Origin of the sequence: Niveibacterium sp. 24ML (genome assembly GCF_026586805.1) — a bacterium.
Classification (GTDB): domain Bacteria; phylum Pseudomonadota; class Gammaproteobacteria; order Burkholderiales; family Rhodocyclaceae; genus Niveibacterium.
Genome location: NZ_JAPFHA010000013.1, coordinates 80,879 through 105,374, shown reverse-complemented (window position 1 = coordinate 105,374; position 24,496 = coordinate 80,879). Strand labels below are relative to the sequence as shown.

At 66.0% G+C, this 24,496-nt stretch carries 21 protein-coding genes; 11 read left to right on the top strand and 10 right to left on the bottom strand.

Features of this window, described 5'->3' with window-relative positions; translation table 11 throughout:
* Positions 1-188 precede the first annotated feature (188 nt).
* The 5 genes from ampD to OPU71_RS12670 are packed head-to-tail and all read right to left on the bottom strand — an operon-like array spanning position 189 to position 5,178.
* Entirely contained in the window at positions 189-788 is a 600-nt protein-coding gene (ampD, locus tag OPU71_RS12690) for a 1,6-anhydro-N-acetylmuramyl-L-alanine amidase AmpD (RefSeq protein ID WP_267728358.1), read from the bottom strand.
* A 6-nt stretch (positions 789-794) separates the two neighbouring features.
* Positions 795-2,180 (bottom strand): sigma-54-dependent transcriptional regulator, encoded by a 1,386-nt coding sequence (locus OPU71_RS12685; RefSeq protein WP_267728357.1) that lies wholly within the window; start codon positions 2,178-2,180, stop codon positions 795-797.
* Positions 2,177-3,721 (bottom strand): sensor histidine kinase, encoded by a 1,545-nt coding sequence (locus OPU71_RS12680; RefSeq protein WP_267728356.1) that lies wholly within the window; start codon positions 3,719-3,721, stop codon positions 2,177-2,179. The genes OPU71_RS12685 and OPU71_RS12680 overlap by 4 nt, the downstream gene beginning before the upstream one ends.
* 2 nt (positions 3,722-3,723) lie before the next feature.
* Complete coding sequence (locus OPU71_RS12675) at positions 3,724-3,963, bottom strand: PP0621 family protein (protein ID WP_267728355.1); 240 nt, start codon at positions 3,961-3,963, stop codon at positions 3,724-3,726.
* A 60-nt stretch (positions 3,964-4,023) separates the two neighbouring features.
* Complete coding sequence (locus OPU71_RS12670) at positions 4,024-5,178, bottom strand: methionine aminotransferase (protein ID WP_267728354.1); 1,155 nt, start codon at positions 5,176-5,178, stop codon at positions 4,024-4,026.
* A 143-nt stretch (positions 5,179-5,321) separates the two neighbouring features.
* Between OPU71_RS12670 and OPU71_RS12665 the strand changes: the two genes are divergently transcribed.
* Genes OPU71_RS12665 through OPU71_RS12655 form a run of 3 tightly spaced genes read left to right on the top strand, consistent with a single transcriptional unit; the run spans position 5,322 to position 9,257 of the window.
* A complete protein-coding gene (locus OPU71_RS12665) occupies positions 5,322-7,541 on the top strand; it encodes an EAL domain-containing protein (protein ID WP_267728353.1) in 2,220 nt (739 codons plus the stop codon).
* A 43-nt stretch (positions 7,542-7,584) separates the two neighbouring features.
* On the top strand, positions 7,585-8,628 hold the full coding sequence (gene mtnA, locus OPU71_RS12660; RefSeq protein WP_267728352.1) for an S-methyl-5-thioribose-1-phosphate isomerase: 1,044 nt from the start codon (positions 7,585-7,587) through the stop codon (positions 8,626-8,628).
* On the top strand, positions 8,625-9,257 hold the full coding sequence (locus OPU71_RS12655) for a class II aldolase/adducin family protein (protein ID WP_267728351.1): 633 nt from the start codon (positions 8,625-8,627) through the stop codon (positions 9,255-9,257). The genes mtnA and OPU71_RS12655 overlap by 4 nt, the downstream gene beginning before the upstream one ends.
* A 46-nt stretch (positions 9,258-9,303) precedes the next feature.
* On the opposite strand, the gene OPU71_RS12650 is transcribed toward OPU71_RS12655, so the two are convergent.
* Entirely contained in the window at positions 9,304-9,810 is a 507-nt protein-coding gene (locus OPU71_RS12650; protein WP_267728349.1) for an LEA type 2 family protein, read from the bottom strand.
* 2 nt (positions 9,811-9,812) lie between these two features.
* Positions 9,813-10,700, bottom strand: coding sequence for an NAD(P)-dependent oxidoreductase (locus OPU71_RS12645; protein ID WP_267728347.1), 888 nt, complete (start codon positions 10,698-10,700; stop codon positions 9,813-9,815).
* An 86-nt stretch (positions 10,701-10,786) separates the two neighbouring features.
* On the opposite strand from OPU71_RS12645, the gene ybiB (OPU71_RS12640) reads away from it, so the two are divergent.
* The gene (ybiB, locus tag OPU71_RS12640) at positions 10,787-11,698 is read left to right on the top strand and encodes a DNA-binding protein YbiB (RefSeq protein WP_267728383.1); all 912 of its coding nucleotides are present in this window, start codon (positions 10,787-10,789) and stop codon (positions 11,696-11,698) included.
* Positions 11,699-11,718: 20 nt separating this feature from the next.
* Here ybiB (OPU71_RS12640) and OPU71_RS12635 read toward each other — a convergent pair whose 3' ends face one another.
* Positions 11,719-13,326 (bottom strand): methyl-accepting chemotaxis protein, encoded by a 1,608-nt coding sequence (locus tag OPU71_RS12635; RefSeq protein ID WP_267728346.1) that lies wholly within the window; start codon positions 13,324-13,326, stop codon positions 11,719-11,721.
* A 264-nt stretch (positions 13,327-13,590) separates the two neighbouring features.
* On the opposite strand from OPU71_RS12635, the gene OPU71_RS12630 reads away from it, so the two are divergent.
* The 7 genes from OPU71_RS12630 to OPU71_RS12600 all read left to right on the top strand — a co-directional run bounded on the left by OPU71_RS12630 (position 13,591) and on the right by OPU71_RS12600 (position 22,818).
* Positions 13,591-16,323: a nitrate reductase gene (locus OPU71_RS12630; protein WP_267728345.1), complete on the top strand. Its 2,733-nt coding sequence runs from the start codon at positions 13,591-13,593 to the stop codon at positions 16,321-16,323.
* Between the two features lie 130 nt (positions 16,324-16,453).
* A complete protein-coding gene (gene ybiB, locus OPU71_RS12625; protein ID WP_267728344.1) occupies positions 16,454-17,428 on the top strand; it encodes a DNA-binding protein YbiB in 975 nt (324 codons plus the stop codon).
* Between the two features lie 112 nt (positions 17,429-17,540).
* Entirely contained in the window at positions 17,541-18,053 is a 513-nt protein-coding gene (locus OPU71_RS12620) for a disulfide bond formation protein B (protein ID WP_267728343.1), read from the top strand.
* A 478-nt stretch (positions 18,054-18,531) separates the two neighbouring features.
* Positions 18,532-20,976 carry a nitrite reductase large subunit NirB gene (nirB, locus tag OPU71_RS12615; protein ID WP_267728342.1) on the top strand — a complete coding sequence of 815 codons (2,445 nt, stop codon included), beginning with the start codon at positions 18,532-18,534 and terminating at the stop codon, positions 20,974-20,976.
* A gap of 135 nt (positions 20,977-21,111) precedes the next feature.
* On the top strand, positions 21,112-21,447 hold the full coding sequence (gene nirD / locus OPU71_RS12610) for a nitrite reductase small subunit NirD (RefSeq protein ID WP_267728340.1): 336 nt from the start codon (positions 21,112-21,114) through the stop codon (positions 21,445-21,447).
* A gap of 22 nt (positions 21,448-21,469) precedes the next feature.
* A complete protein-coding gene (locus OPU71_RS12605; RefSeq protein WP_267728339.1) occupies positions 21,470-22,279 on the top strand; it encodes a type IV pili methyl-accepting chemotaxis transducer N-terminal domain-containing protein in 810 nt (269 codons plus the stop codon).
* 254 nt (positions 22,280-22,533) lie between these two features.
* Entirely contained in the window at positions 22,534-22,818 is a 285-nt protein-coding gene (locus tag OPU71_RS12600) for a hypothetical protein (protein WP_267728338.1), read from the top strand.
* A 104-nt stretch (positions 22,819-22,922) separates the two neighbouring features.
* Here OPU71_RS12600 and OPU71_RS12595 read toward each other — a convergent pair whose 3' ends face one another.
* Both OPU71_RS12595 and lepB read right to left on the bottom strand, forming a co-directional pair.
* Complete coding sequence (locus OPU71_RS12595; protein WP_267728336.1) at positions 22,923-23,561, bottom strand: alternative oxidase; 639 nt, start codon at positions 23,559-23,561, stop codon at positions 22,923-22,925.
* A gap of 195 nt (positions 23,562-23,756) precedes the next feature.
* Positions 23,757-24,425 carry a signal peptidase I gene (lepB, locus tag OPU71_RS12590; RefSeq protein ID WP_267728335.1) on the bottom strand — a complete coding sequence of 223 codons (669 nt, stop codon included), beginning with the start codon at positions 24,423-24,425 and terminating at the stop codon, positions 23,757-23,759.
* Positions 24,426-24,496 lie beyond the last annotated feature (71 nt).

Below are 24,496 nucleotides of genomic sequence, written 5' to 3'. Positions count from 1 at the left end.
ATCGACCTACTAGATCTAGTACCCCAGACCTTCTATTCGACTAATTCTAGTTAGCAGAGGCAGATTTGCGCAAGATCAATTTCTGCCACAGCGCGCAAAGCCCCCTGCGCGGCAGGCGCGAGCAAAGGCAAGCCTGCGCCGATGCTCAGCGCAGGCCTGGCAGGGGTACAGAGAAGCTGGGCTGCGTGTCAGCGCAGCAAGGCGGAGAGCAAGGGCCAGTCGAAACAGGGGCCCGGGTCAGTCTTGCGGCCCGGCGCGATGTCGCTGTGGGCGGCAATCTCGGAAACCGGATGGCGCTCGGCCAGGCGCAGGATCAGTTCGGCCAATGCCGGGTACTGGGCGGCATCGAAGGGCTGCGTATCGCTGCCTTCCAGTTCAATGCCAACCGAGAAGTCGTTGCATCGCTCGCGCCCGGCCCAGCTCGACACGCCCGCATGCCAGGCGCGATCGGTGGTCGCGACAAACTGCTCGACACTGCCATCGCGGCGGATCAGGAAGTGCGCCGACACACGCAAGTGATGAATCTGCGCGTAGTAAGGGTGCGCATCCGGATCAAGGCAGTTGGTGAAGAGTTGCGCAACACCAGGGCCACCAAAACACTCGGGCGGCAGGCTGATGGCGTGGATCACGATCAGCGATGGCGCCTCATGCCCCGGCCGTTCGTCGCAGTTGGGCGATGCGATCCAGCGCACCCCCGGCAACCAACCGTCAGGCCCGATTGCCGCGAAGCGCGGCCCCGCCGGGCGCAGCGGAGCAATGAGCCCTTCGCCACGAAGCTTGACCGCCATCGCCAACTACTCCTTCATCCCCAGCCGCTCCAGCCGGTAGCGCAGCGACCGGAAGGTGACCCCCAGCAGGCGCGCTGCCGCGGTGCGATTTCCGTCGGTTTTCGCGAGGGCGTCAAGGATGGCCTGCCGCTCCACCCGGTCAAGAAAGTCCTGCAAGGATTCGCGCTCAAGCGCAACGCCGCCCCCGGCCACGCTCTCGGCGCCGCCATCGTCATCCACCGGCTCAAGATGAAGATCCTCGACGACGATGGCCGCGCCACTGTGCAAGGCAAGCGCGCGTTCGAGAATGTTCTCCAGCTCCCGCACGTTGCCCGGAAAGGCGTAGCGCATCAGGGCTTCCATCGCAGCATCGTCCACCCGCGGCACCGGAATGCCGGCCTCGCGCGCCAGGCGCGACAGCAGCACGTCCACCAGCGCCGGAATGTCCTCGCGCCGCTCGCGCAGCGACGGCATGCGCAGCTCGATCACGTTGAGGCGATAGAACAGGTCTTGCCGGAAGCGCCCCTGATCGACAAGCTCCTTCAGATTGCGGTGCGTTGCGCTGATGATGCGCAGATCCACTGCCTGCTCAGCCGTGTCGCCGACCCGCCGCACGCGCTTTTCCTGAATGGCGCGCAAGAGCTTCACCTGCATCGGCAAGGGCAGGTCGCCCACTTCGTCGAGGAACATGGTGCCGCCGTTGGCGGCCTGAAAAAAGCCATCGCGGTCGGCATCGGCACCGGTGAACGCCCCTTTGCGATAGCCGAAGAATTCGCTCTCCATCAGGTTTTCGGGGATCGCACCGCAGTTCACCGCCATGAAGGGTCGGGCCGCGCGCGCGCCGTTTTCATGGATCAGGCGGGCGGCGCGCTCCTTGCCGCTGCCCGATTCGCCGCTGATGTAAACCGGCGCCTGGCTGCGCGCAAGGCGTTCGATCATGCCGCGCACCTGCAGCATGGTGGGCGAATCGCCGGTCAGCGAGGTGGCACCAACCGGCTTGAGCCCGGCTCCGCCGGGCTTGGGCAGTTCGAACACCGACTTGACCAGGGCGCGCAGCTGTTCGAGCGAAACCGGTTTGGAGAGGTAATCGAAGGCGCCCACCTTCAGCGCGGTAACGGCGTTCTCCATGCTGCCGTAGGCTGTGATCACTGCCACCGGCAGGTCCGGGTGATCGCGCGCGATCTCGCGCACCAGGCTCAAGCCCTCGCCATCGGGCAAGCGCATGTCGGTCAGGCAAAGCTTGTACTTGTGCTCGGCAAGCAGTTCACGCGCCTCGGCCAGCGAGCCGGCCGAGTCAGCCCCCAAGCCCATGCGCAGCAAGGTCAGTTCAAGCAATTCACGGATATCGGCTTCGTCATCAACGATCAGGACGGCCGCGTCGATCCGGTTGCGCCGCTCGCTTGCACCACTCATACCCACTCCTTTGCGCTCATCTTGAAGTGCGCACCGCTGCGGGTGTCACAGAGTTCAAGTTCGGCGTTGTTGGCCTGCGCCAGTTCGCGCGCGATATACAGCCCAAGCCCCGTACCGCGGGGGTCGGAGGTAAAGAAGGGCTCGAAGATCTTCGACCGCGCCGGCTGCGGCACCCCCGGGCCATCGTCGATCACATGCAGGGCCACGGTCTCGTTCTGTTCGGCCAGCACTTTCACGACAACGCTCCCGGGCGCGCCGCTTGCGAAGCGCCGCGCGTTGCCGATCAGGTTCCACGCAATCTGCTGAAGGTGGATACGGTCAAAGCACACGCGCAGGCTCGCATCGCCTTCGATGACGACGAGGCCCGGCTCCCACCCCTCATACGCGCATTGTTCGTGCAGGAAGGTGCTGATGAAGTCATGCAAGGGAATGGATTCCGGGGTTGCGCGATCGCGCCGCCCGAGTTCGAGCACATCGCGCACCATGCGATCGATGCGCAGGGTGTTGTCGTTGATGATGCGGGTCAGCCGCTGCTGCATTTCGGCGCGCTTCTCTTCGGCCAGCAGCTCGCTGGCATGGCTGATCGCGGCCAGCGGGTTGCGGATTTCGTGGGCAATGCTGCCCGTCAGGCGCCCCAGCGCGGCCAGCTTGATCTGCTGCGCCTCACGTTCAAGGCGTTCAAGGTCTTCCAGATACACGATGGTGTCACCCTGCGCGCCAAGGTGATAGGTACGCACCCGCACCCGGCGGCCGTCGTCGGTGATGTCCGCGGCTTCGCTGCCCGCCGCAACCGCCGTTGCCAGCGTCGGCGACAGGATCTCCAGCGGCATGCCGACCCCCGGTGTATCGCCCAGCAACTCGGATGCCTTGCGATTGATCTGCAGTACTACGCCATCACGATCGAGCACCAATACCCCGTCATGAAGGTCGGTGATGATCTGCTCGTTAACCTGAATCTGTCGCCTCAGCGCCGCCCCGCGCTGGTGAGCGAGTTTTTCGTTGGCCAATGCCCGCGTTGCCAGCAGGCGCGCGACGGTCGCAATGGCAAAAAATCCGGTACAGACAAAGGCGCCAGCAGCGATCTCGGCAGAAAAATCCGAACTGGCCCGCAGCGACACCATGCCCTGCGCGATGAACACCGCAATCGAAGCGACCGAGGCGTAAAAGAACACCAAGCGCCCCTCGCCGAGCAACCCCCCTGCGGCGACCACCACCATCAGCATGTAAGGCAGCCCGCCGCGCAGGCCACCGCCGATATACATCAGGCTCGCAAGCGCCAGCACGTCGATCAGGATGTGGACGTTGAGCACCCACTCGAAGGGCGCCCGGCTGACCCGGTAAAAGTAAAGCAAAACCAGCGCCGCGGCGATGTAGGCGCCGACCACGCCGCCCCAGGAATCCGCCCCGGGGTTGTCGTTGAGGAACATGCGGCCGATGAAGGCGAGGCCGCAGGCAACGATCAGGCGATAAAAGCTGTAGTAGCGCAGCGAGCGCCAGCGCGACTCTGCCGCTTGCCACACCTGGTCGCTCGCAGCCTCCATCGTCAGGCCTTTGGCCCCAGCGCGCGGTGCGCCTGGCTGCAGTAGAAGTAGCCGCCGTCGATCACGCCTTCGCTCTCGGGGACGTGCAAGCCGCAGTGCGCACAAGCGGTGATGCGCTCAGGCTCATGCAGGCGCGTCTGCTTCGCGTCCTGCTCGCGCGATGCGCGCTGATCGCCCCCGACCTTGCGACGCAACCACCAGATCCCGAACAGGCCAAGAATGAAGAGAAAGATGTAGCGCACGAAAAGCATCCCGATCAGCACAATAGGCCGCTGAGTCTACCACCCGGGCACCACGCAGCCTCAGAGCGCGCAGAGCCGTTCGATGGCCGCATCCAGCGTGGCATCCTGCTTGGCAAAGCACAGCCGCACGAGGCCCTCGTCGCGCCGATCATGCGAGAAGACCGACACCGGAATCGCCGCCACGCCAGCTTCGCGGGTAAGCCACTCGGCGAACGCGACGTCCGGCATATCGGAGATCGCGCGGTAGTCAAGCAACTGGAAGTAGGTGGCCGTGCAGGGCAGCAAACGGAACCGGCTCGCCGCAAGGCCTGCGCGCAAGCGATCGCGCTTGGCCTGGTAGAAACCCGCCAGATCGCGCCAGGTTTCAGGGCGCGCGGCAAAGCCTGCAAAGGCCGCCTGCGCCGGGCTATTCACGGTGAATACGTTGAACTGATGAACCTTGCGGAATTCGGCCATCAGGGCTTCGGGCGCGAACACGTAGCCCACCTTCCAGCCGGTGACATGGTAGGTCTTGCCAAAGCTGGACACGCCAATCGCTCGCGCGGCAAGCGCGGGATGGCGGGCAACGCTCTCGTGCCGCGCGCCATCAAAGACCATGTGCTCGTACACCTCATCGGCCAGCACGCAGACCTGCGTCCCCTCAAGCATGCGCGCAAGGCGCTCGATGTCCTCGCGTGGCCAGGCGGAGCCGGTCGGGTTGTGCGGCGTGTTCAGAATCACCAGGCGCGTGCGCGGGCCGATCGCCGCTTCAAGCGCCGCCCAATCGGGCCGCCAGTGAGGCGCAAGCAAGGCCAGCGGGCGCAGGCTTGCACCCTGCAATCGCACGGCCGGGCCGTAAGCGTCATAGGCGGGCTCGAACACCACGACTTCGTCGCCCGGCCGAACCAATGCCGCAATGGCGGTAAAGATCGCCTGCGTCGCACCAGCGGTCACGGTGATTTCAGTCTCGGGGTCATACGCCGCGCCGTACGCCGTCTGCAACTTCGTCGCAATGGCGGTACGCAAGGCCGGCAGGCCCGCCATCGGCGGATACTGGTTGAACCCCGCCTCAATCGCGCCCGCCACCGCCGCGGCGAGCGCGGGGTCGGGCGAGAAATCGGGAAACCCCTGAGACAGGTTGATGGCTCCGCAGGCTTGTGCGAGGCGAGACATCACGGTGAAAATGGTCGTACCCACTTCGGGCAGCCGGCTATCAATCAGTACAGGGGTGTGCACGGCAACTCCTCGCAGTTCATCGAGCAAGTCTATTCTGGCAAACGTAGCGACGGCAGACCTCAAGTCCTGATCCGAAAAACCGTTGACCACCCTTGAGGGAGCTTGGCGATCGCGCACGCATCGCCGGACGAGAGGATATGTCGGTGACGAACCTTGCAGCGGATGACGAACTGGTCTTTGCGCCCGAAGGTGAGAGCGGCGCGCAAGCGGATACCGAAGCAGTCTGGCGCGTCCTGATCGTCGACGATGACCACGACGTGCACGCCTCCACCGAGCTCGCCCTCAAGGGCACACCGCTGCTGGGCCGCCGGGTGCAGTTCCTGCACACCTACAGCGCAGCGGAGACGGTGGAGTTCCTGCGGCGCGAGCATGACATTGCGGTGATCCTGCTCGACGTGGTGATGGAGAGCGAGAACGCCGGCCTCAAGCTCGTCCACGTGATCCGCGAAGAATTGGGCCTGTCCGAAGCGCGCATCGTGCTGCGCACCGGACAGCCGGGCTATGCGCCCGAGATCCAGGCGATCCGCGACTACGACATCAACGACTACAAGACCAAGTCGGAACTCACCCACACACGGCTCTACACCACGCTGACGGTGGCGATCCGCTCCTACGATCAGATCAGGGCGATCAACGCCAGCCGGCGTGGCCTTGACATGATCGTGCGCGCCAGCGGCGAGCTGATGGAGCTGCGCGGCATGCAGGGCTTTGCCGCCGGCGTGATCACGCAACTGGCCGCGCTGCTGCGCCTGCCGCCGGAAGGCCTGATCTGTGCGCAAGAGAACGGCCGCGGCGAAGAGGCCATGCAAGTCGTCGCGGCAGGCGGCAAATTCAGCGGGCTGATCAATCAATCGGTGCGCGACATTCCCAACCCGGATGTGCGTGAGCACCTTAACCGCGCCTTGAGCACCGGTCGCAATCAATACGATTCGGGCTCGACAACCTTGCTGCTGACCGGGTCGGGGCGACGCATCGCGGTGTACCTCGAAAGCAAGCAGGCGCTTTCCGAGATTGACCGCAATCTGCTCGAAGTATTCTGCGCAAACATCGCGGTCGGGTTCGAGAATACGGCGCTCTTCGGCAAGCTCACCAATCTTGCCTACGTCGATGCGCTCACGCATCTGCCGAACCGGCTGCGCTTCCTGCAAGAGCTCGATGAACACCTGCGCGGCCCGCGGCGGGTGGCCTCCTCGGTCGCCCTGGTGGATATCGACGAATTCGCCGAGACCAACGATGCGCTCGGGCATCAGTTCGGCGACCGCCTGCTGCGCGCTGTCGCCCATCGCCTGCGTGATCGCCTGCCGGACACCTTCATCGCCCGTGTTGCCGGCGATACCTTCGGCATCCTCGGTGCGTCAGAGAAGATCAAGCCCGCTGCGCTGGTCGCGCTGTTCGAAGAAGCCTTCATGGTCGACGATCAAGAGATCGTGATCACCGCGACGCTGGGTCTGCTCGATCTGAGCGAGGTCGACGTCAGCGGCGGCGAGGCCCTCAAGAACGCGAACATCGCCCTCAAACGCGCCAAGCGGCTCAATCGCGGGCAGTTCGTCTACTTCACCGGCAAGATGGACTTCGAGATCCGCGAGCGCCACGACATGCTGCGCGGGCTGCGGAACGCATTCGACAGCGACCGGCTGTTCGTGATGTACCAGCCCCAGGTGCTGATCGAAACCGGCGAACCGGTCGGGGTTGAGGCATTGATTCGCTGGCGCAAGGAAGACGGCAGCTTCGTTCCGCCCGATCGGTTCATCCCGCTGGCGGAAACCTCCGGCCTGATCATCGGCATCGGCAACTTCGTCATGCGCCTGGCCTGCTTCGAGCAGGTGAAGATCGCCGCGGCCGGTTTCCCCAAGGTGCAGATGGCGATCAACGTATCGCTGGCCCAGTTCCGCCACCCTCGCTTCATCGATCAGGTACGCGAGGCGCTTGCCGACACCGGCGCCACGCCCAGCCTGATCGAACTGGAAATCACCGAATCCATGGCGATGGAAGACGCCGACTTCGTCGCCCGAACGCTGAATCAACTGGGCGAGCTGGGCGTCAAGGTGGCGGTGGATGATTTCGGCACCGGCTTCTCGTCGCTCTCCTACCTGCAACGCCTGCGGGTTGACCGCCTCAAGATCGACAAGGCCTTTGTGCAAGGGCTGTGCTCAGACCCGCGCGGCCGGCAGATCCCCGAGATGGTGATCCAGCTTGGCAAACGTCTGGGCCTCGCGGTCATCGCGGAAGGCGTCGAAGATATCGAGCAGGCGAACACGCTGGTCAGCCTCGGCTGCTACGAAGCACAAGGCTACCTCTACGCCCGCCCGATGGAGCCGGCCGCGCTATACAAATGGCTTGCCGCGAAGCGGCCTGCTGGCTGATCCGGAACTTGCCGCACCGCCCCCGAGCGGCGATCATGGGGGAATGAAACTTGCACCCTTGACCCCGCTTGATGACGCCATCTGCGTCATCGACCAAACCCGCCTGCCCTTCACCTGCGCCAAGCTCACGCTGGCCAAGCTCGAAGCCTGCGCGCAGGCAATCGAAACCATGCAGGTGCGCGGCGCGCCGCTGATCGGCGCCACCGCCGCCTTCGGCATTGCGCTCGCGATGCGTACCGACGCCTCCGATGCCGCACTTGAACAGGCCGTGGCCCGCCTTGCGCGGACCCGCCCGACCGCGGTGAACCTGCACTGGGCGCTGGCGCGAATGGCCACCCACCTGCGGCCGGTGCCACCGGCACTGCGCGCCGCCGCCGCCTGGACCGAAGCGCTGGCAGTGCATGCCGGCGACATTGCCGCCAACCTTGCGCTCGGCCAACACGGGGCGCGCCTGCTTTCGCAAGCCGCCAGCACGCTTGCCCGCCCCCTGCGGGTGATGACGCACTGCAACGCCGGCGCGCTGGCCACCTGCGGTTGGGGCACCGCGCTGGCGCCGGTGTACGTCGCCCAGCAGCAAGGCATTGCGGTCGAGGTCTGGGTCAGCGAAACACGGCCGCGCAATCAAGGCCTGTTGACCGCGTGGGAGCTGGCCGAAGCCGGCGTGCCGCACACGCTGATCGCCGACAACGCCGCCGGCCACCTGATGCGGCAAGGCCTGGTCGATATCGTGATCACCGGCGCAGACCGCATCGCCGCCAACGGCGACACCGCAAACAAGGTGGGCACCTACCTGAAGGCGCTTGCGGCGCGCGAGCACGGCATCCCCTTCTACATTGCCGCGCCCACCAGCACCGTCGACGCCCACTGCCCCACGGGCGATGCGATCCCGATCGAAGCGCGCAGCGCCGACGAAGTGCAGGTGCTGCATGGCCTCGACGACGCCGGCCAGGCAGCAAGCCTGCGCATCTTCAGCGGCGCCTGCGCCAACCCGGCCTTCGACGTCACTCCGGCCGCGCTGATCACCGGCATCTTCACCGAACACGGTCTGCATACGCCTGCACGCATCACCGAAAGCCTGCAAAGATGAACGCCCCCCTTCGCGAACAACTGCTTGCCTGCGCGCGGCATGTCGCCGCCATCGGCCTGAACCCCGGCGCGGCCGGCAACCTGAGCCTGCGCACCCACAGCGGCATGCTGATCACGCCATCGGGCCTGCCGTGGGAGGCGCTTGGCACGGCCGACTTTGTTGAAGTCGATGCAAGCGGCCAAAGCCATGGCCAACGCGCGCCCTCGTCCGAATGGATGATTCACCGCGATCTCTACCTTGAACGGCCCGACATCGGCGCAGTGATCCACACCCACGCGCCCTTCTGCACGGCCCTGGCCTGCCTGCACCGCACGATTCCGCCCTTCCACTACATGGTGGCGCGCTTCGGCGGTGCCGACGTTCGCTGCGCCGACTACGCCACATACGGCACGCCCGCCTTGTCGCAGGCCGTGATGCGTGCGATGGGAGGGCGCAACGGCTGCCTGATGGCCAATCACGGCATGATCGTGGCGGGGCACGACCTGCGCCACGCGCAGGCCCTTGCGATCGAACTCGAAAGCCTGGCCGAGCAATACTGGCGCGCCTGCCAGCTCGGCGCACCCGTGCTGCTGCCCGAAGACGAGATCGCCCGCGTGCTGGAGAAGTTCAAGGGCTACGGCGTGCGCTGACGCTGCTTGACGGCGGGCGCTGCCTCGCCCCGCAGCCGCTTGCGCATCAGAACTGGCCGCGCGTAGCGCCCTCGCGGGGCGCCTTGCCGGCAAGCGACTCCAGTGAAAACTCGCCCCTGCGATCGAAAGGCAGGCGGCCGTAGTCCTGCGTCACCACATCGCCACGCACTCGATACGCAAGCTTGCCGCCGCTGCCGCGTTCGAGCATCTTGGGCGCGTGGCGCAGCAAGTCGACCATCGACGCGCTGACATCCACCGGCACGCTCGTCTCGCCCAGGCGCGGCAACACGCTGCGCTGGTTCGAGAGCCCGCGGGCCACTTCCTGATCGTTGACTTCGAAGCGGAAGGACAGGCCGTCAATCGCGATGTCCTTGTCGTTCGGATTGCTCACCCGCAGCGTCAGCCGCAAACGCTGTTCGAGCAGGGTGCCGCCTTGCAGGACGCTGACATCGCTGACCGCCACGTCGGGCCTCTCGAGCCCGAGCGCCATCATCGCGCAGCCGCCCAGCAGCACCGGGGCGGCAAGGATTGGCGCGAGCCATTTCTTGCTCATGCCTAATCCCTCCCTGAGATCCGCTCAAGCAGGCGTAGCAAGGAAATCGAATCGTCCTCGCCCATGCCGCAACCGACCGCGCCGTTGAGCATCTGCGCAGTCGCCGCGCTGTTGGGCAGAGACACGCCCATCTGGTGCGCCTCGTCGAGCACGATGCGCAGATCCTTCTGATGCATCCAGGCCTTGAAGCCGGGCTTGAAGTTGCGGTCGAGCATGCGCTGGCCGTGGTTTTCAAGGATACGGCTGTAGGCAAAGCCGCCCAGCATCGCCTCGCGCACCCGCGCCGGGTCCACGCCCGAAGCGCGCGCAAAGTGCAGCGCCTCGGCCACGATCGCCACCCCGGCGCCCGTCAGGATCTGGTTGCACGCCTTGGCCACCTGCCCTGCACCGCTCTCACCGATCCAGGTGACCGTCTTGCCCATGCATTCGAAGGCCGGGCGCGCGCGCTCGCAAGCGGCCTGCTGGCCACCGACCATGATCGTGAGGCTGCCGGCAATCGCGCCGACTTCGCCGCCGGATACCGGCGCGTCGAGCATCGTCACGCCGCGCTCGGCCATCCGCGCGGCGATCGAGCGCGCGGCTGAAGGCGCGATGGTGCTCATGTCGGCGAACACCAGATCATTGCGGCCGGCTGCTTCAGCGCCGGCCACCACCCCTTGCGGGCCAAGGGCCACCTGCTCCACGTCCGGCGCATCAGCCACCATGCTGATGACCAGCTCGCAGTCCCGCGCCAGTGCGGCCGCCGATTCGGCCGCGGCGGCACCCGCAGCCAAGAGCGGCTGCATGGATTCCGCGCGGCGCGTCCACACCGCCACCTGGTGCCCGCCCTTGAGCAGGTTGAGCGCCATCGGGCGCCCCATGATCCCTAGTCCGACAAAGCCGACTTTCATGATTCCTCCGTAGAATGCGCGCTCTGGCGCAGTACTTGCCGCGCACAGATTCAACAAGGCAGGGCCGCAGATAAATGAACGACACCATGCAATACGCCCCGATCATCAAGGAAATCGGCCGGGGCGCCAAGGGCGCCAAGCCGATGAGCGAAGCGCAGGCCGAAACCCTTTTCGGCGACATCCTCAACCAGCGGGTGCCCGACCTGGAACTGGGTGCCATCCTGCTTTCGATGCGGATCAAGGGCGAAGACGCCAACGAGATCGCCGGCTTCAAACGCGCGATGGATGCACGGACCGCACAAGTGGCGGCGCCCGCCGGCCCGCGCTGCGTGGTATTGCCCACCTACAACGGCGCGCGCAAGCAGCCCAACCTGATGCCCCTGGTCGCCATGCTGCTGGCCCGCGAAGGCGTGCCGGTGCTGATCCAGGGGCGGCACGATTTCGAAAGCCGCGTCAGCCCGTTTGAACTGCTCGCCGCGCTGGGCATTGCGCCCGCCGGGTCCGCCGACGAAGCCGGCGCGCAGCTAGCTGCGAGCAAGCTGGCCTGCATCGCGGTAGCCGAGCTGTGCCCCGGCCTCGATGCCCTGCTCGCGCTGCGCCGCCGCGTCGGCCTGCGCAACAGCGGCCATACGCTGGCAAAGCTGCTCGACCCCTGCCGCGATCGCAGCGTGCGGGTGATCGCCGTGACCCACCCGGAATACCTCGAACGCATGGCCGAGCAACTCGACCGCGAGCACGCCAACGCCATGCTGATGCGCGCCACCGAAGGCGAAGCCTACGCCCACCCGCGGCGGCGCCCGCGCCTGCTCGGCTACCTCGACGGCGCCGCGCGCGTGCTGTTCGAACAGGAAGACGGCGATCCGCTGCGCGAACCGGGTGGCGATTGCAACGTTGCCGACAACGCCGCACTGATCCGCGCAATGCTCGAAGGGCGCACGCCTGCGCCGCAACCGATCCTTGATCAGGTCAGCGCGCTCGCCCTGCTCGCAAGGGCTTGAACTGGCGCGCCGGCCGCGCCCTAGACCTTGAACCGCCCAACCGACTCGCCCAGCTGCGTCATCGCCTGCGCCGCTTCGGTGGCGAGGCCCGCCGCGCTTACCGCATTGCCGGCGTTGCGGTCGGCCGCCTCGGCGATCTGGGCGATCAGGCCATCGAGCCTTTGCGTGGCATCGCGTTCCTCGTGCAAGGCTTGCTGGATGCCGGCCATGCCCACCTCCACTTCGGCCGCGGCACGCGGAATCTCTTCCACCGCGGCACCGGCCTCTTCGGCGCGGGCCACACTGGCCTGAACCCCGTCCACGCTCTGATCGATCGCGCCGACCGCCACCGCGATCGTCTGCTGGATGCGCCCCACCGTGCCGACGATCAGTTCGGTCGAGTGCGCGGTGCGTTCGGCCAGCTTGCGCACCTCGTCGGCCACCACCGCAAAGCCGCGCCCCTGCTCACCGGCACGCGCCGCCTCGATGGCAGCGTTGAGCGCCAGCAGGTTGGTCTGGTCGGCGATCGCCTTGATCTCGCCCACCACCGTCGCGATCTGGCTTGCCTCGCCGCTCAGCGACGCCACCACCTGAGCGGTCTCTTGCACCGAATCGGCAATCGTGCGGATGTCACAGGCGGCACGGTGTACCAGCTTTGAACCGTTGCGCGCGAACTCGCCAGAAGCCTGCGCACGCGCCAGTGCCTGGCCCGCGTTGGCCGCCACCAGCTCGACGCTGGCGCGAATCGCGGCGAAGTCAGCGCTCGCTCGGCTTGCAAGGGCCTGCTGTACGTTCGCATCGTCACGCACGGCATTGCTGACGCCCTGCATCGCCGCCACTGCCGCAGCAGTCTCCTGCGCGGCGCGCAGTGCGTCGCGCACAACGCCTTGCTGCACCGAGAGCAGATGATCGAAGGCGGTGATCGCATCCCCAAGCTCATCGCCGGCCGCACCACCGATGCGGCGTGACAGATCGCCCGAACTCGCAATGTCCTTCGCCTCGCGCGCAATCCGCCTGAGCGGCGGCCCGATTCGGCGATAGACGAAGACCGCTGCAAACAACAAACCCGCCGCAGCCAGCAAGGCCACCGCGGCGCTGCGCCACTGAACGGTACCCACCGTCTTCGCGGCCGACTCGCGTTCATGTTCGGCCGCTGCCGCGATCTGCTCGGTCAGCTTGGCGAGGCTGTCCTCAAGCGCATCGAAATCCTGGTTGAAGGCATCGACTTCCGCCTGCGAGGAGGCGTGGTCGATCAATGCGCCGGCGGTCGTGAGGTAACGCTCCAGCACCGGCGCAGCGGCGTCGGCAAGCGCGCGTTCCGATGCCGAAAGCTCGCTGCGGTTGCGCTCGAAGTTGTCGCGCAAGCGTTTGGCGTGCTCGGCAAAGTCCTGCTGCACCTGCGCCTTGTCACCGCCGCCACCGGCCGCAAGCAGGCGCGCACTGAGCACATCACCGCGCACGGCGTCGTGCATCATGTCCACGTCGGCCTGGCGCAGCACCTGCTGCTGCGTTGCCATCAGCGCATCAATGCCGCCCGCAAGCTGGCGCGTGCCGAATTGTGCGATCAAACCGCTCACCAGCACCGCAATGATCCCCGCCACCGCGAGCAACAAAAGCAAGGCCTGTATCGACAGTTTCCGCTTGAGCATCTGAACCTCCCACGCGAGCGCAAGTTCAGCACAACGACATCCGGCGGATTTACTTGAGGCCACAGCACCGCTCGCCCCAATCCGGTGCGCAAGCACGACGAACGCATGCACGCCGTTTCGGCGCCCCACAGCGACGCCGGTGCGCATCAATCTGGTGCCGGCTGGCGCGCGCCCTGCGAATCCGGGGCCTTGCCAAACAGTTCAGCGGGCTCCCGCTCGTCATGGCACAGGCATTGCTAACTCGTCCCCGGAGACGAGGAAAACATGCCCGAAACAAAATCCACATGCTGCTACTGCGGGGTTGGCTGCGGCGTCATCATCGAACACGATGCGGGCACGATCACCGGCGTGCGCGGTGACCCCACCCACCCGGCCAACTTCGGCCGCCTGTGCACGAAGGGTTCGACCCTGCACCTGACGGCGGCACCCAGCACCCGCGCGGCCCGCGCGCTGTACCCCGAACTTCGCACCAATCGCGCCACCGCGCGGCAGCGGGTCAGCTGGAACGCCGCGCTCGACCACGCCAGTGAGCGTTTTGCCACGATCATCCGCGAGCACGGCCCGGATGCCGTCGCGTTCTACATTTCCGGCCAGTTGCTGACCGAGGATTACTACGTCTTCAACAAGCTCGCGAAGGGGCTGATCGGCACCAACAACGTCGACACCAACTCGCGCCTGTGCATGAGCAGCGCGGTGGCCGGCTACAAGCAGACGCTCGGCGCCGACGCTCCGCCCGCCTGTTACGAAGACATCGACCATACCGACTGCCTTTTCATCAGCGGCAGCAACACCGCCTTCGCCCACCCGATCGTCTTCCGCCGCATCGAAGACGCGCGCAAGGCCAACCCGGCGATGAAGCTGATCGTGGTGGACCCGCGCCGCACCGACACCGCCGAAGCGGCCGACCTGCACCTGGCGATCCTGCCCGGCAGCGACATTGCGCTCTACAACGCGATGCTGCATGTGATGCTGTGGGAAGGCTGGGTGGACGAGGCCTACATCGCCGCCCACACCGAAGGCTTCGACGCACTCAAGAAGGTGGTGCGCGCCTACACGCCGCAAATGGCGGCGGGCATCTGCGGCGTGCCGGCGGCCGACATCGAGCGCGCCGCGCAGTGGTTCGCCACCTCGAAAGCCACCCTGTCGATGTACTGCCAGGGCCTCAACCAGTCTTCGCACGGCACTCACAACAATGCCGCGCTGATCAATCTTCATCTCGCCTCTGGGCATTTGGGCCGGCCTGGCGCCGGCCCCTTTTCTTTGACTGGCCAACCCAACGCGATGGGTGGCCGTGAAGTGGGCGGGCTTGCCAACATGCTCTCGGCCCACCGCGATCTGGCCAACCCGCAGCACCGCGCTGAAGTGGCCGCGCTGTGGGGGCTGCCCTCAGTGCCCGAAAAACCGGGCAAGAGCGCGGTCGAACTGTTCAACGCACTGGAAAGCGGTGAGATCAAGGCGGTCTGGATCGCCTGCACGAACCCGGCGCAGTCGATGCCCGACGCCGCGCAGATTGCGCGCGCGCTCGGCAAGGCCGAGTTCGTCGTGGTGCAGGAGGCCTACGCCACCACCGAGACCGCCGCCTACGCCGACCTGCTCTTGCCGGCCAGCACCTGGGGCGAGAAGACCGGCACGGTCACCAATTCCGAACGCCGCATCTCGCGTGTCCGCCCGGCCGTGCCAGCCCCCGGCGAAGCACGCCATGACTGGGACATCGCGGTCGACTTCGCACGCCGCCTCGGCCGCGCGCTCGAACACCCGCACACCGACGCACTCTTCCCCTACGCCGACGACGAGGCGATCTGGAACGAGCACCGCGAAAGCACGCGCGGGCGCGATCTGGACATCACCGGCCTGTCTTACGCCACGCTGGAGGCCGCAGGCCCGCAGCAGTGGCCCTACCCCGAGGGCGCCAGCCAGGGCCGGCAACGGCTGTACGAAGACGGCCTGTTCCCCACCGAATCGGGCCGCGCACGCTTCGTGGTGACCGAACACAAGGCAGTCGCCGAACCGGTATCGGCCAAATACCCGATCGCCCTGACCACCGGCCGGCTGCGCGACCAGTGGCACGGCATGAGCCGCACCGGCACGCTGGCGCGACTGTTCGCGCATGAAGGCGAGCCGCTGCTGCACCTGAACCCGGCCGACCTTGAGCGCCGATCGCTGGCCGAAGGCGATCTGGTGCGCGTCAGCAGCCGCCGGGGCGCGATCATCGTCAAGGCCGCCGCGAGCGATTCGGTGCGCCAGGGCCAGGCCTTCCTGCCGATGCACTGGGGCAGCAACTCGATGGGCGGCCACGGCGTCAATGCGCTGACGGTACCGGCCTTCGACCCCTACTCGAAGCAGCCCGAGCTCAAACACACCGCCGTGCAGATCGAGAAGTTCGCCGAAGGCCGCGAGATCGTCGCGCTGCGGCGGGTGGAGCCGGATGCGGTCGACAGCGCAATGGCCGTGATGGCACGCGTGCGCGACACCCTGCGCAGCGCCCTGCCCGAGGCCAGCTACTCAAGCCTGACGCTGGCCGGGCGCGATGCGCCGGTGGTGGTGCTCAAGGCGCGCGCGCCGGAAGCCGCCGATGCGGCAATTGCCGCGCTCGATCATGCCGTGGCGCTGGATGATCCGCACGCGCTGAGCTACCGCGACGCTCGGCGCGACATCGCCAAGCGCGCGCTGATCGACGGCGACACCCTCAGCGCCGTGCGGCTGGTGGGTGAAACCCGCGCTGCCGGGTGGCTACAGGACATGATGGCGCAGGGCACACCGGCCGGCGAGGCACGCAAGTGGCTGCTCGCCCCGCTCACCCAAGCGCCTGCGGGGCAGCAGGAGCAGCGCGGCAAGGTGATCTGCAATTGCTTCGACGTGGCCGAACGCGACATCGTCGCGGCATTCAAGGCCGGCGAAACGCTCGAATCGCTGCAGGCCCGCACGAAGTGCGGCACCAACTGCGGATCCTGCGTGCCCGAACTCAAACGGCTCAGCGGCGGAGAACACACGTCATGAGCCTCCATGGTGCCCGAGGCCACACACCAAAGGCACCGCTTCCCGGTGCGCATGACGGCGATCCCGTCATCGCGCATCGACAACAAGAACAACAGTCACTATGCACTCTCAAACCCAGGAGGATCGCGTGATGGAAGTTGCTACCGCGCTCACCAAAATCGGGCGCGGCCCCGCTGCGTGCGAAGATCTCGCCCGCGAAGAAGCCCACGACCTGTTCCAGCGCATGCTCGACGGCGGTGTTTCACAAGTGCGCCTTGGCGCCATCCTGATGGCGCTGCGCTGGAAGGGCGAGACGATCGACGAGATGCTCGGTTTTGCCGAGTCGCTTGCCGAGCACACGGTGCAGTTGGACGCACCGCACGGCTCGCGCCGCGTTGCGATCATCCCCACCTACGCCAGCCGCCACAGCCAGCCCAACCTGATGCCGGCACTGGCGCTGCGCCTGGCGCAAACCGGCGTGCCGGTACTGGTTCATGGTTCGCTCGGTGAAGGCCGTGTGCCACCGAGCTTCGACGTGTTCAAGCGCCTTGGCCGCCCCACGGCGGCCTCGCTCGAGCAGGCGCTGGAATCGCTGGCCCTGCACAATCTGGCCGTGGTACCGACGCACTTGCTGGCGCCCGAGCTGGACCAGCTGCTCTCGCTGCGCGACGAACTCGGGGCGCGGCATGTGGGGCACCTGATCGCCAAACTCATCGACCCGATGCCGGGCGAGACCCTGCGCATCATCTGCGCCAGCCAGCCGGACGCGATCGAGTCCCTGCATGAACTTCTGCTGGAAACGAACGCCGAGGCGATCCTGATGCACGCGCCCGATGGCGAATCGAGCGCAAGCTCAGACCGCCGCCCGCGCATCACCTGGCTCAGCAAGGGCGAGCCGAACGTGCTCTACGACGAAGAACCCCAAGGCTGGAGCCCTCCGCCGCTGCGCTGTGATCCAAACGACCCGGACGCCGTGGCGGCGCTGATCCGCGAGATGATGGAAGGCCGTCGCGCAACGCCGACGCCCCTGTCGAACCAGCTCGCTGCCTGCCTGCTCGCCAGCGGCCACGCGCGCGATCTGATGCACGCACGGGCGATGGTTGCCGTCGGCGTCGGCATGACCTGAGCGCCTCCGTGTCGGCCGACGGATTTGTCGAATATGACAAATCCGCGCCGAACCTCAAGGCATCGTACAATCACCGGCTTGCCCTTATTCAATGCTGCAAGCCCCACCCAAAATGATCACCCGCTTCTCGCAACGCCAGCGTTTCACCGCCATCGCCGTGTTCTGTTTCGGTCTGCTCGCAAGCGGGCTGGTCCTGCAAACGATCAAGAACGTTCAGCCTTGCCCGATGTGCATCATGCAGCGCTACGCGTTTGCAGCGGCGGGCCTGCTCGCGCTGCTGGCGGCCCTGCACAACCCGCGTGGCCGCGGCGGCTTCGGTTATGCGCTGATGACGAGCCTGGTCGCGCTCACCGGCCTGGGCATCGCGGCTCGCCAGAGCTGGCTGCAGTGGTTTCCGCCCAAGTTCGTGGAATGCGGGCCGGATCTGGAATTCATGATGAACAGCTTCCCGATCGCGCAGGCGCTGCCGATGATCTTCCAGGGCAGCGGCGATTGCGCCAAGGTTGACTGGACCTTGTTCGGGCTGACGATCGCGAATCTGTCCGGCCTGGCTTTCATCGCGATCTTCCTGGTGGCGCTGAGCGTCTTGCTGCAGCGACGCGAGCGCAATCGCTTTTCGCGCTGAACATTTATCCGCCCCCCCGATCGATCCAGCGCGCTGCGCCGCTCCCGCGGGCAGCGCGCTTTTCTTTTGGTGCAGCGGCCCGCGGCAACGCAGGCCCTTCACCGCACTTGAAACCCGTCGCAAGCCGCCACGCGCGGCCCGCCTGTCGCAGCGCACCACTATTGCGCAGCACGCCCCGGAACGGAACACGCGCAAGCCGATCAGGCCGACGCTGCGGCCGGGATGCCTTGCAAAAACTCGTCCCGTGAGCGGGCACGCGGATTGCTATGGACCAGTCATGCGGATCATCCGCTGTGTGCAGGACGCCCCCAAGGCCGCCGCCACAGCATCCGGGTGATCCACCACGCAGCCACGATGGCGGCGTGGGTGGCAGGCGGTGGCCAACGACGGTTGCCGCGCGGATCGACGCAGATCCCCACGAACGCAAACACTTTTCTGCATGGCCGCTGGCCGTGCGCGTTTCGTCGAGGGATGCAACATGCGCAAACTCAAACTGGTGATGGTCGGCAACGGCATGGCGGGTTGCCGCACGCTCGAAGAGCTGATCAAGCTCGCTCCGGACATGTACGACATCACCGTGTTCGGGGCCGAGCCACACCCGAACTACAACCGCATCCTGCTCTCACCGGTGCTTGCCGGCGAGATGACCGTGCAGGACATCATCCTCAACGACTGGGACTGGTACCGCGACAACGGCATCACCCTGCACACCGGTAAGACCATCGTCACGATCGACCGCATCAAGCGCAAGGTGATCGCGGATGACGGCACTGAAGCCGAGTACGACCGCCTGCTGCTCGCGACCGGCTCGACGCCCTTCATCCTGCCGGTGCCGGGCAAGGAGCTGCCGGGGGTGATCGCCTACCGCGACATCAAGGACACCGACGAGATGATCGACGCGGCGGGCAAGCACAAGCACGCGGTGGTGATCGGCGCCGGCCTGCTCGGCCTGGAGGCGGCCAACGGCCTCGCGCTGCGCAGCATGGACGTGACCGTGGTGCACATCGGCGAATGGATCATGGAACGCCAGATGGACCCGACCTCGGCGCGCATGCTACAGAAGGCGCTCGAAGCCAAGGGCATGGCGTTCCGCCTCGCCGCAAGTACCGCCGAACTGATTGCCGGTGAATCTGGCCGTGTCGCCGCAGTGAAGTTCAAGGATGGCGAGACGATCCCGGCCGATCTGGTCGTGATGGCCGCCGGCATCCGCCCCAACACCGCGCTGGCGGAAAAAGCCGGGCTGCACTGCAACCGCGGCATCGTCGTCAACGACACCCTGCAGACCTACGACCCGCGCATCTACGCCGTGGGCGAATGCGCCAACCACCGCGGCATTGCCTATGGCCTGGTGGCGCCGCTGTTCGAGCAGGCCAAGGTCTGCGCGAACCACCTGGCGATGTTCGGCATCGGCCGCTACCAGGGTTCGGTGACCTCCACCAAGCTCAAGGTCACCGGCATCGACCTGTTCTCGGCCGGCGACTTCATGGGTGGCGAAGGCACCGAAGACATCGTGCTGCACGACCCCGGAATGGGCATCTACAAAAAGGTGGTGATCAAGGACAACAAGATCGTCGGCGCGGTGATGTACGGCGATACCGCCGATGGCTCCTGGTACTTCCAGTTGATGAAGGATGGCCAGGATGTGCATGACATCCGCGACCACCTGCTGTTCGGCAAATCTCACCTGGGCGACGTTGGGCACAAAGGCGCCAACAGCGCCGCGAGCCTGCCGGACACCGCGGAAGTGTGCGGCTGCAACGGCGTGTGCAAGGGCACCATCGTCAAGGCGATCAACACTCAGGGCCTCTTCACGCTGGATGAAGTGCGCAAGCACACCAAGGCGTCGAGTTCATGTGGCTCATGTACCGGGCTGGTCGAACAGATCCTCGCCTCGTGCGTCGGCGGCGCCTACACGCCGGCCGATTCGAACAACAAGGCGGTCTGCGGCTGTACCGATCTGTCGCACGGTGATGTGCGCAAGGCGATACGCGACAACAAATTTCTCACCATTCCGCAGACCATGCATGCGCTGGAGTGGAAAACCCCCAACGGCTGCGCGAGTTGCCGCCCGGCGCTCAACTACTACCTGATCTCGACCTGGCCGCACGAGGCGCAGGACGATCCGCAGAGCCGCTTCATCAACGAACGCGCACACGCCAACATCCAGAAGGACGGCAGCTACTCGGTCGTGCCGCGCATGCTCGGCGGCATCACCACGCCGGACGAACTGCGCGCGATCGCAGACGCCGCCGACAAGTACAAAGTGCCCACCGTGAAGGTCACCGGCGGCCAGCGGATCGACCTGCTGGGCGTGAAGAAGGAAGACCTGCCGCTGATGTGGGCCGACTTCGCGAAGGCCGGCATGGTCTCGGGCCACGCCTACGGCAAGTCGATCCGCACGGTGAAGACCTGCGTCGGCGCCGAACACTGCCGCTTCGGCACGCAGCTCTCGATGAGCATGGGCGTGAAGCTCGAAAAGATGCTGTTCGGCATGTGGAGCCCGCACAAGGTCAAGCTCGCCGTCTCCGGTTGCCCGCGCAACTGCGCCGAGGCCGGCATCAAGGACGTTGGCGTGATCGGTGTCGATTCCGGCTACGAGATCTACGTCGCCGGCAACGGCGGCATCAAGACCGAGGTGGCCGAGTTCTTCGTCAAGGTCAAGACCGACGAGGAAGTCATGGAGTACTCGGCCGCCTTCCTGCAGCTCTACCGTGAAGAGGGTTACTACCTCGAACGCACGGTGCACTACGTGCAGCGCGTCGGGCTGGACTACGTCAAGAGCAAGGTCGTCGAAGACGCCGCCAACCGCCGCGCGCTGCATGAGCGCCTGCTGTTTGCCCTGCAGGGTTACAAGGACCCGTGGCAGGAACGTACCGAGGGTGCGCTCAAGCGCCCCTACATCCCGATTGCCGTTTCAGCCTGAGGAGCGAACGCCATGAGCGAATGGGAAGACTGGTTCGAAAGCGACGACGCAGGCGAGTGAGCCTGCCCGCAGGCAGCCCCCAATGCATTGCGCCGCGGCCGGCAGTTGCCGCGGCGGCACAAAGGATTCCACATCATGAGTACAGCCATCATGGACACAGCAATCGACTGGAAGCGTGTGTGCACGCTCGACGAAATCCCGGTGCTCGGCTCGCGCGTGGTGCGCAGCACGAAGCATGGCGACATCGCGATCTTCCGCACCTCGGATGACGAAGTCTTCGCGCTGCACGACAAGTGCCCGCACAAGGGCGGCCCACTGTCGCAGGGCATGGTGCATGGCAAGACCGTGACCTGCCCGCTGCACAGCTGGAAGATCGGGCTCGACAGCGGCGAAGCGGTTGCGCCCGATGTCGGCTGCACGCGCCCCTTCGCCGCCAAACTCGAAGACGGCGTGGTCTGGCTCAAGGCCTGAACGCACAAGGGAGACTCGGCACATGGATCGCACGCGTCGTCACCTTTTGCTTAGCGCCGCAGCACTGGGGCCGGCCATCTTGTTTGCCGGCCGGCTCAGTGCCGCGCCGAAAGAAATCAGCATCACCGGGCTCGAAGCCATCAACCAGGCCGGGCGTCAGCGCATGCTCTCGCAGCGGATGGCCAAGTGCTACGCGCAGTGCATGCTGGGGGTGCGCAACGACCAGGCGCAAAGCCTGCTCACCGCATCAGCGAACCGCTTCGAAGACCAGCTCGCGAACCTGCGCCGCTTCACCGCGGCGAAGGAACGTGCCGAGATCGCGCCCACCTACGACAAGCTCGCCACGCTGTGGGGCAGCTACCGCGCCGCGGTGACGGCGCCGCCCTCGGCAAGCGGACTCGCAACGATCGCCCGCCTCAACGAGCAAGTGCTCGCCACCGCCCATGAAGGCACGGTGCAGCTTGAGAAGTCGCAGGCCAGCTCGCTCGGCAAGCTGGTGAACCTTGCCGGGCGCCAACGCATGCTCTCGCAGCGCATGGCCAAGTTTTACTTCTTCGAGCGCAACGGCTTGAGCAGTGCGGAGACAACGGCCGGGCTCAAGAAGGCGCGAGCGGATTTCGTCACCGCCTTCGCCGAACTCAAGGCGGCACCGGAGAACACGGCGGAGATCCGCACCTGGCTCTCGCTGGCCGACATGCAGTGGGCCTTCTTCGACGAGGCAATCAAGCAGCCCGGCGCCTCGCGCGAGCAAGACCAGCACGTGGCAGTGACCTCCGAGAACATTCTCGACGCGATGGACAAGCTCACCGCGCTTTACACCCAACTCGGCTGAGTTTTCCCGGACTGCGTCCGCGATCGCCGCCGAACGCCACGGCTGACGGCGGCGATGCTCGGCTTCAAGCGCACCGTCAGCCAGCGGCCCGATGCAACCTTGCTGCAGCGACGGCGCGCGCCTGCGTACGGCAGCGCACAGACCCGCCCGCCCCGCCGGCCCAAGATGGACTCATCCCAAGAATCTGGCGCCGGAAGCCCACGCATCCGGCGCCCCGGCCGACAGGCTTTACCTCAGGGCAAGGAGCAGGTGCCATGTCAAAACGCGACGAGTACATTGAATCGGTGAAACATCAGCTGGACGAAATGAACGCCAACATGAGCGTGCTGGAGGCAAAAGCACAGGAGGCGCGGGACGACGCCCGCGGCAAGTACCGGGAAGAGCTGAGCAAGCTACGCCATCAATCCAAACTGGCGATCGCCAAGCTCGACGAGCTGAAGTCAGCAGGCGAAGACACCTGGGACGGCATGGTCGCCGAGATGGAAAAGGTCCGCGACGCCTTCGTGCACTCGTTCCGCTACTTCAAATCCCAGCTCTGAAGCAGGAAAGCCCCCGCAAGTAAGGCGGGGGCTTTGCGCACACGGCCGGCCGGAGCCCAAGCCCCGAGCCGGCCGTTCTTACGTTCACGCAGGCCGTTGCGAGTTCAGCCCGCGGCTTGCGTTTGCGGTGTCCGCAGCGCGTCGGCGAAGTCGTGGTTCACATCGCGGTGCCCGGCTTCGTCCTGCCGCACGGCAAGAATCACATCGCGCAAACGGGCGTTCGCCGGCAGCTTCCAGTAGTCGATCGCGATCTGGGGCGCCGGCACGTTCTCGTAACGGCCGCTATCGACACCCGCGAGGTACTCGGTGTAGCTGTACACCGCCTCTTCCTCGAAGTAGCCAACCATGCGGTGCGCCGTTTTCGGCGAGATCAGGTACAGCAGGAAGAAGAAGTTGTAGAAGGCGCCCTGCGCCAGCAGGATCAGGACGCGTTCAAAGCCTGAAGGCTTTGCAATCTGGATGAAGGTCATCAAGTGCATGCGCTCGTTCTCGGCTTCATCAAGCAGGGTGCGGATCCAGCCGTGGTCGTCTGACATGTGCCGCAGCGCGCGCAGGTGCTGCAGGGTGCCCCCCACCATGCCCGGCACCGCGGCCACGGTTTCCAGTACCACCGCGCGGTGGCCGTAGCGGTTGGCGAAGAACAGGTCGGCAAAGAATCGCAGGAACTTGCAGATGGCGTAGGCGATACGGTCCTGCAGCCCCCTGGGGGCCCGGTGGGTAACGGTGAGCTCTGTGGCACGCATGGTGTTGCACTCCTGATGGGGAAATCGTCGGGCCGGCCTTGTGGGCATGCCCCAAGCCGGACTCCGCCGCGCGAGACGCGGCAGCGAAGCGGGCGACGCCCAGCCGCATTGCGGCAACAGGCGCGCCCGGCTAACGATCAGATAGACGCATCGACGATCGGGATGGTTCCGTACCAGCGGCGGGCGAACGCCCGCTCAGTTGAGCGCGCTGGCAAAGCGCCCCATGCGCGGCTGCCAGTGGTCGGTGATATCGGCCGACACCAGGATGCGCTGGGTGCGGCCGATGATGTGGCTGCGCGGCACGAAGCCGATGTAGCGGGAATCCGCGCTGTTATCGCGGTTATCACCCAGCATGTAGTAGTGGTCCGGTGGCACGACCACGGGCCCGAAGCTGCGCTTCGCACCAACGCGATCGAGGAATTGCACGGTCCGCTGCTCACCGGCAAGGGTTTCGGTGGCGCGCAGCGCGGGCACGGCGATGCCGGCGCCGAGGTTTTCAACGGCGGGCTTCAGGTCTGCATAGCGGGCCGGCTGGCCGTTGAGGATCAGCACATCGTCGCGCATTTCGACGACGTCGCCAGGCACGGCCACCAGTCGCTTGATGAGGCGCGTGCCATCCTTCGGCGAGTTGAACGTGACGATGTCGCCGCGCAGCGGGTCGCCAAGGTGGCCCAGCGTGATATCGGTCAGCGGCAGTTTTACGTCGTAGGCCAGCCGGTTCACCAGCACGACATCGCCTTCCAGAATGGTCGGGCGCATCGAGCCGGTCGGCACAGGGTTCCAGTCCGCCATCGCGGTGCGGAACAGGCCCAGGCAAACAAGAAAAATCAGGAAACCGCGGTTGTGCTTGAGCCAGTGCTTCATGAAGTCTTCTCGCTATGGACGAAGTGAGTCGGCAGCGCGAAGTCTGCCGCCACCACCCCGCGCGAAAGGTG

Coding starts and splice junctions, on each gene's coding strand:
- OPU71_RS12650 (WP_267728349.1), bottom strand. CDS start 9,810: ATGAGCAAGAAATGGCTCGCGCCAATCCTTGCCGCCCCGGTGCTGCTG.
- ampD (WP_267728358.1), bottom strand. CDS start 788: ATGGCGGTCAAGCTTCGTGGCGAAGGGCTCATTGCTCCGCTGCGCCCG.
- OPU71_RS12630 (WP_267728345.1), top strand. CDS start 13,591: ATGCCCGAAACAAAATCCACATGCTGCTACTGCGGGGTTGGCTGCGGC.
- OPU71_RS12680 (WP_267728356.1), bottom strand. CDS start 3,721: ATGGAGGCTGCGAGCGACCAGGTGTGGCAAGCGGCAGAGTCGCGCTGG.
- OPU71_RS12635 (WP_267728346.1), bottom strand. CDS start 13,326: ATGCTCAAGCGGAAACTGTCGATACAGGCCTTGCTTTTGTTGCTCGCG.
- OPU71_RS12620 (WP_267728343.1), top strand. CDS start 17,541: ATGATCACCCGCTTCTCGCAACGCCAGCGTTTCACCGCCATCGCCGTG.
- nirD (WP_267728340.1), top strand. CDS start 21,112: ATGAGTACAGCCATCATGGACACAGCAATCGACTGGAAGCGTGTGTGC.
- OPU71_RS12595 (WP_267728336.1), bottom strand. CDS start 23,561: ATGCGTGCCACAGAGCTCACCGTTACCCACCGGGCCCCCAGGGGGCTG.
- ybiB (WP_267728344.1), top strand. CDS start 16,454: ATGGAAGTTGCTACCGCGCTCACCAAAATCGGGCGCGGCCCCGCTGCG.
- OPU71_RS12605 (WP_267728339.1), top strand. CDS start 21,470: ATGGATCGCACGCGTCGTCACCTTTTGCTTAGCGCCGCAGCACTGGGG.
- OPU71_RS12600 (WP_267728338.1), top strand. CDS start 22,534: ATGTCAAAACGCGACGAGTACATTGAATCGGTGAAACATCAGCTGGAC.
- OPU71_RS12645 (WP_267728347.1), bottom strand. CDS start 10,700: ATGAAAGTCGGCTTTGTCGGACTAGGGATCATGGGGCGCCCGATGGCG.
- mtnA (WP_267728352.1), top strand. CDS start 7,585: ATGAAACTTGCACCCTTGACCCCGCTTGATGACGCCATCTGCGTCATC.
- ybiB (WP_267728383.1), top strand. CDS start 10,787: ATGCAATACGCCCCGATCATCAAGGAAATCGGCCGGGGCGCCAAGGGC.
- OPU71_RS12685 (WP_267728357.1), bottom strand. CDS start 2,180: ATGAGTGGTGCAAGCGAGCGGCGCAACCGGATCGACGCGGCCGTCCTG.
- OPU71_RS12655 (WP_267728351.1), top strand. CDS start 8,625: ATGAACGCCCCCCTTCGCGAACAACTGCTTGCCTGCGCGCGGCATGTC.
- lepB (WP_267728335.1), bottom strand. CDS start 24,425: ATGAAGCACTGGCTCAAGCACAACCGCGGTTTCCTGATTTTTCTTGTT.
- nirB (WP_267728342.1), top strand. CDS start 18,532: ATGCGCAAACTCAAACTGGTGATGGTCGGCAACGGCATGGCGGGTTGC.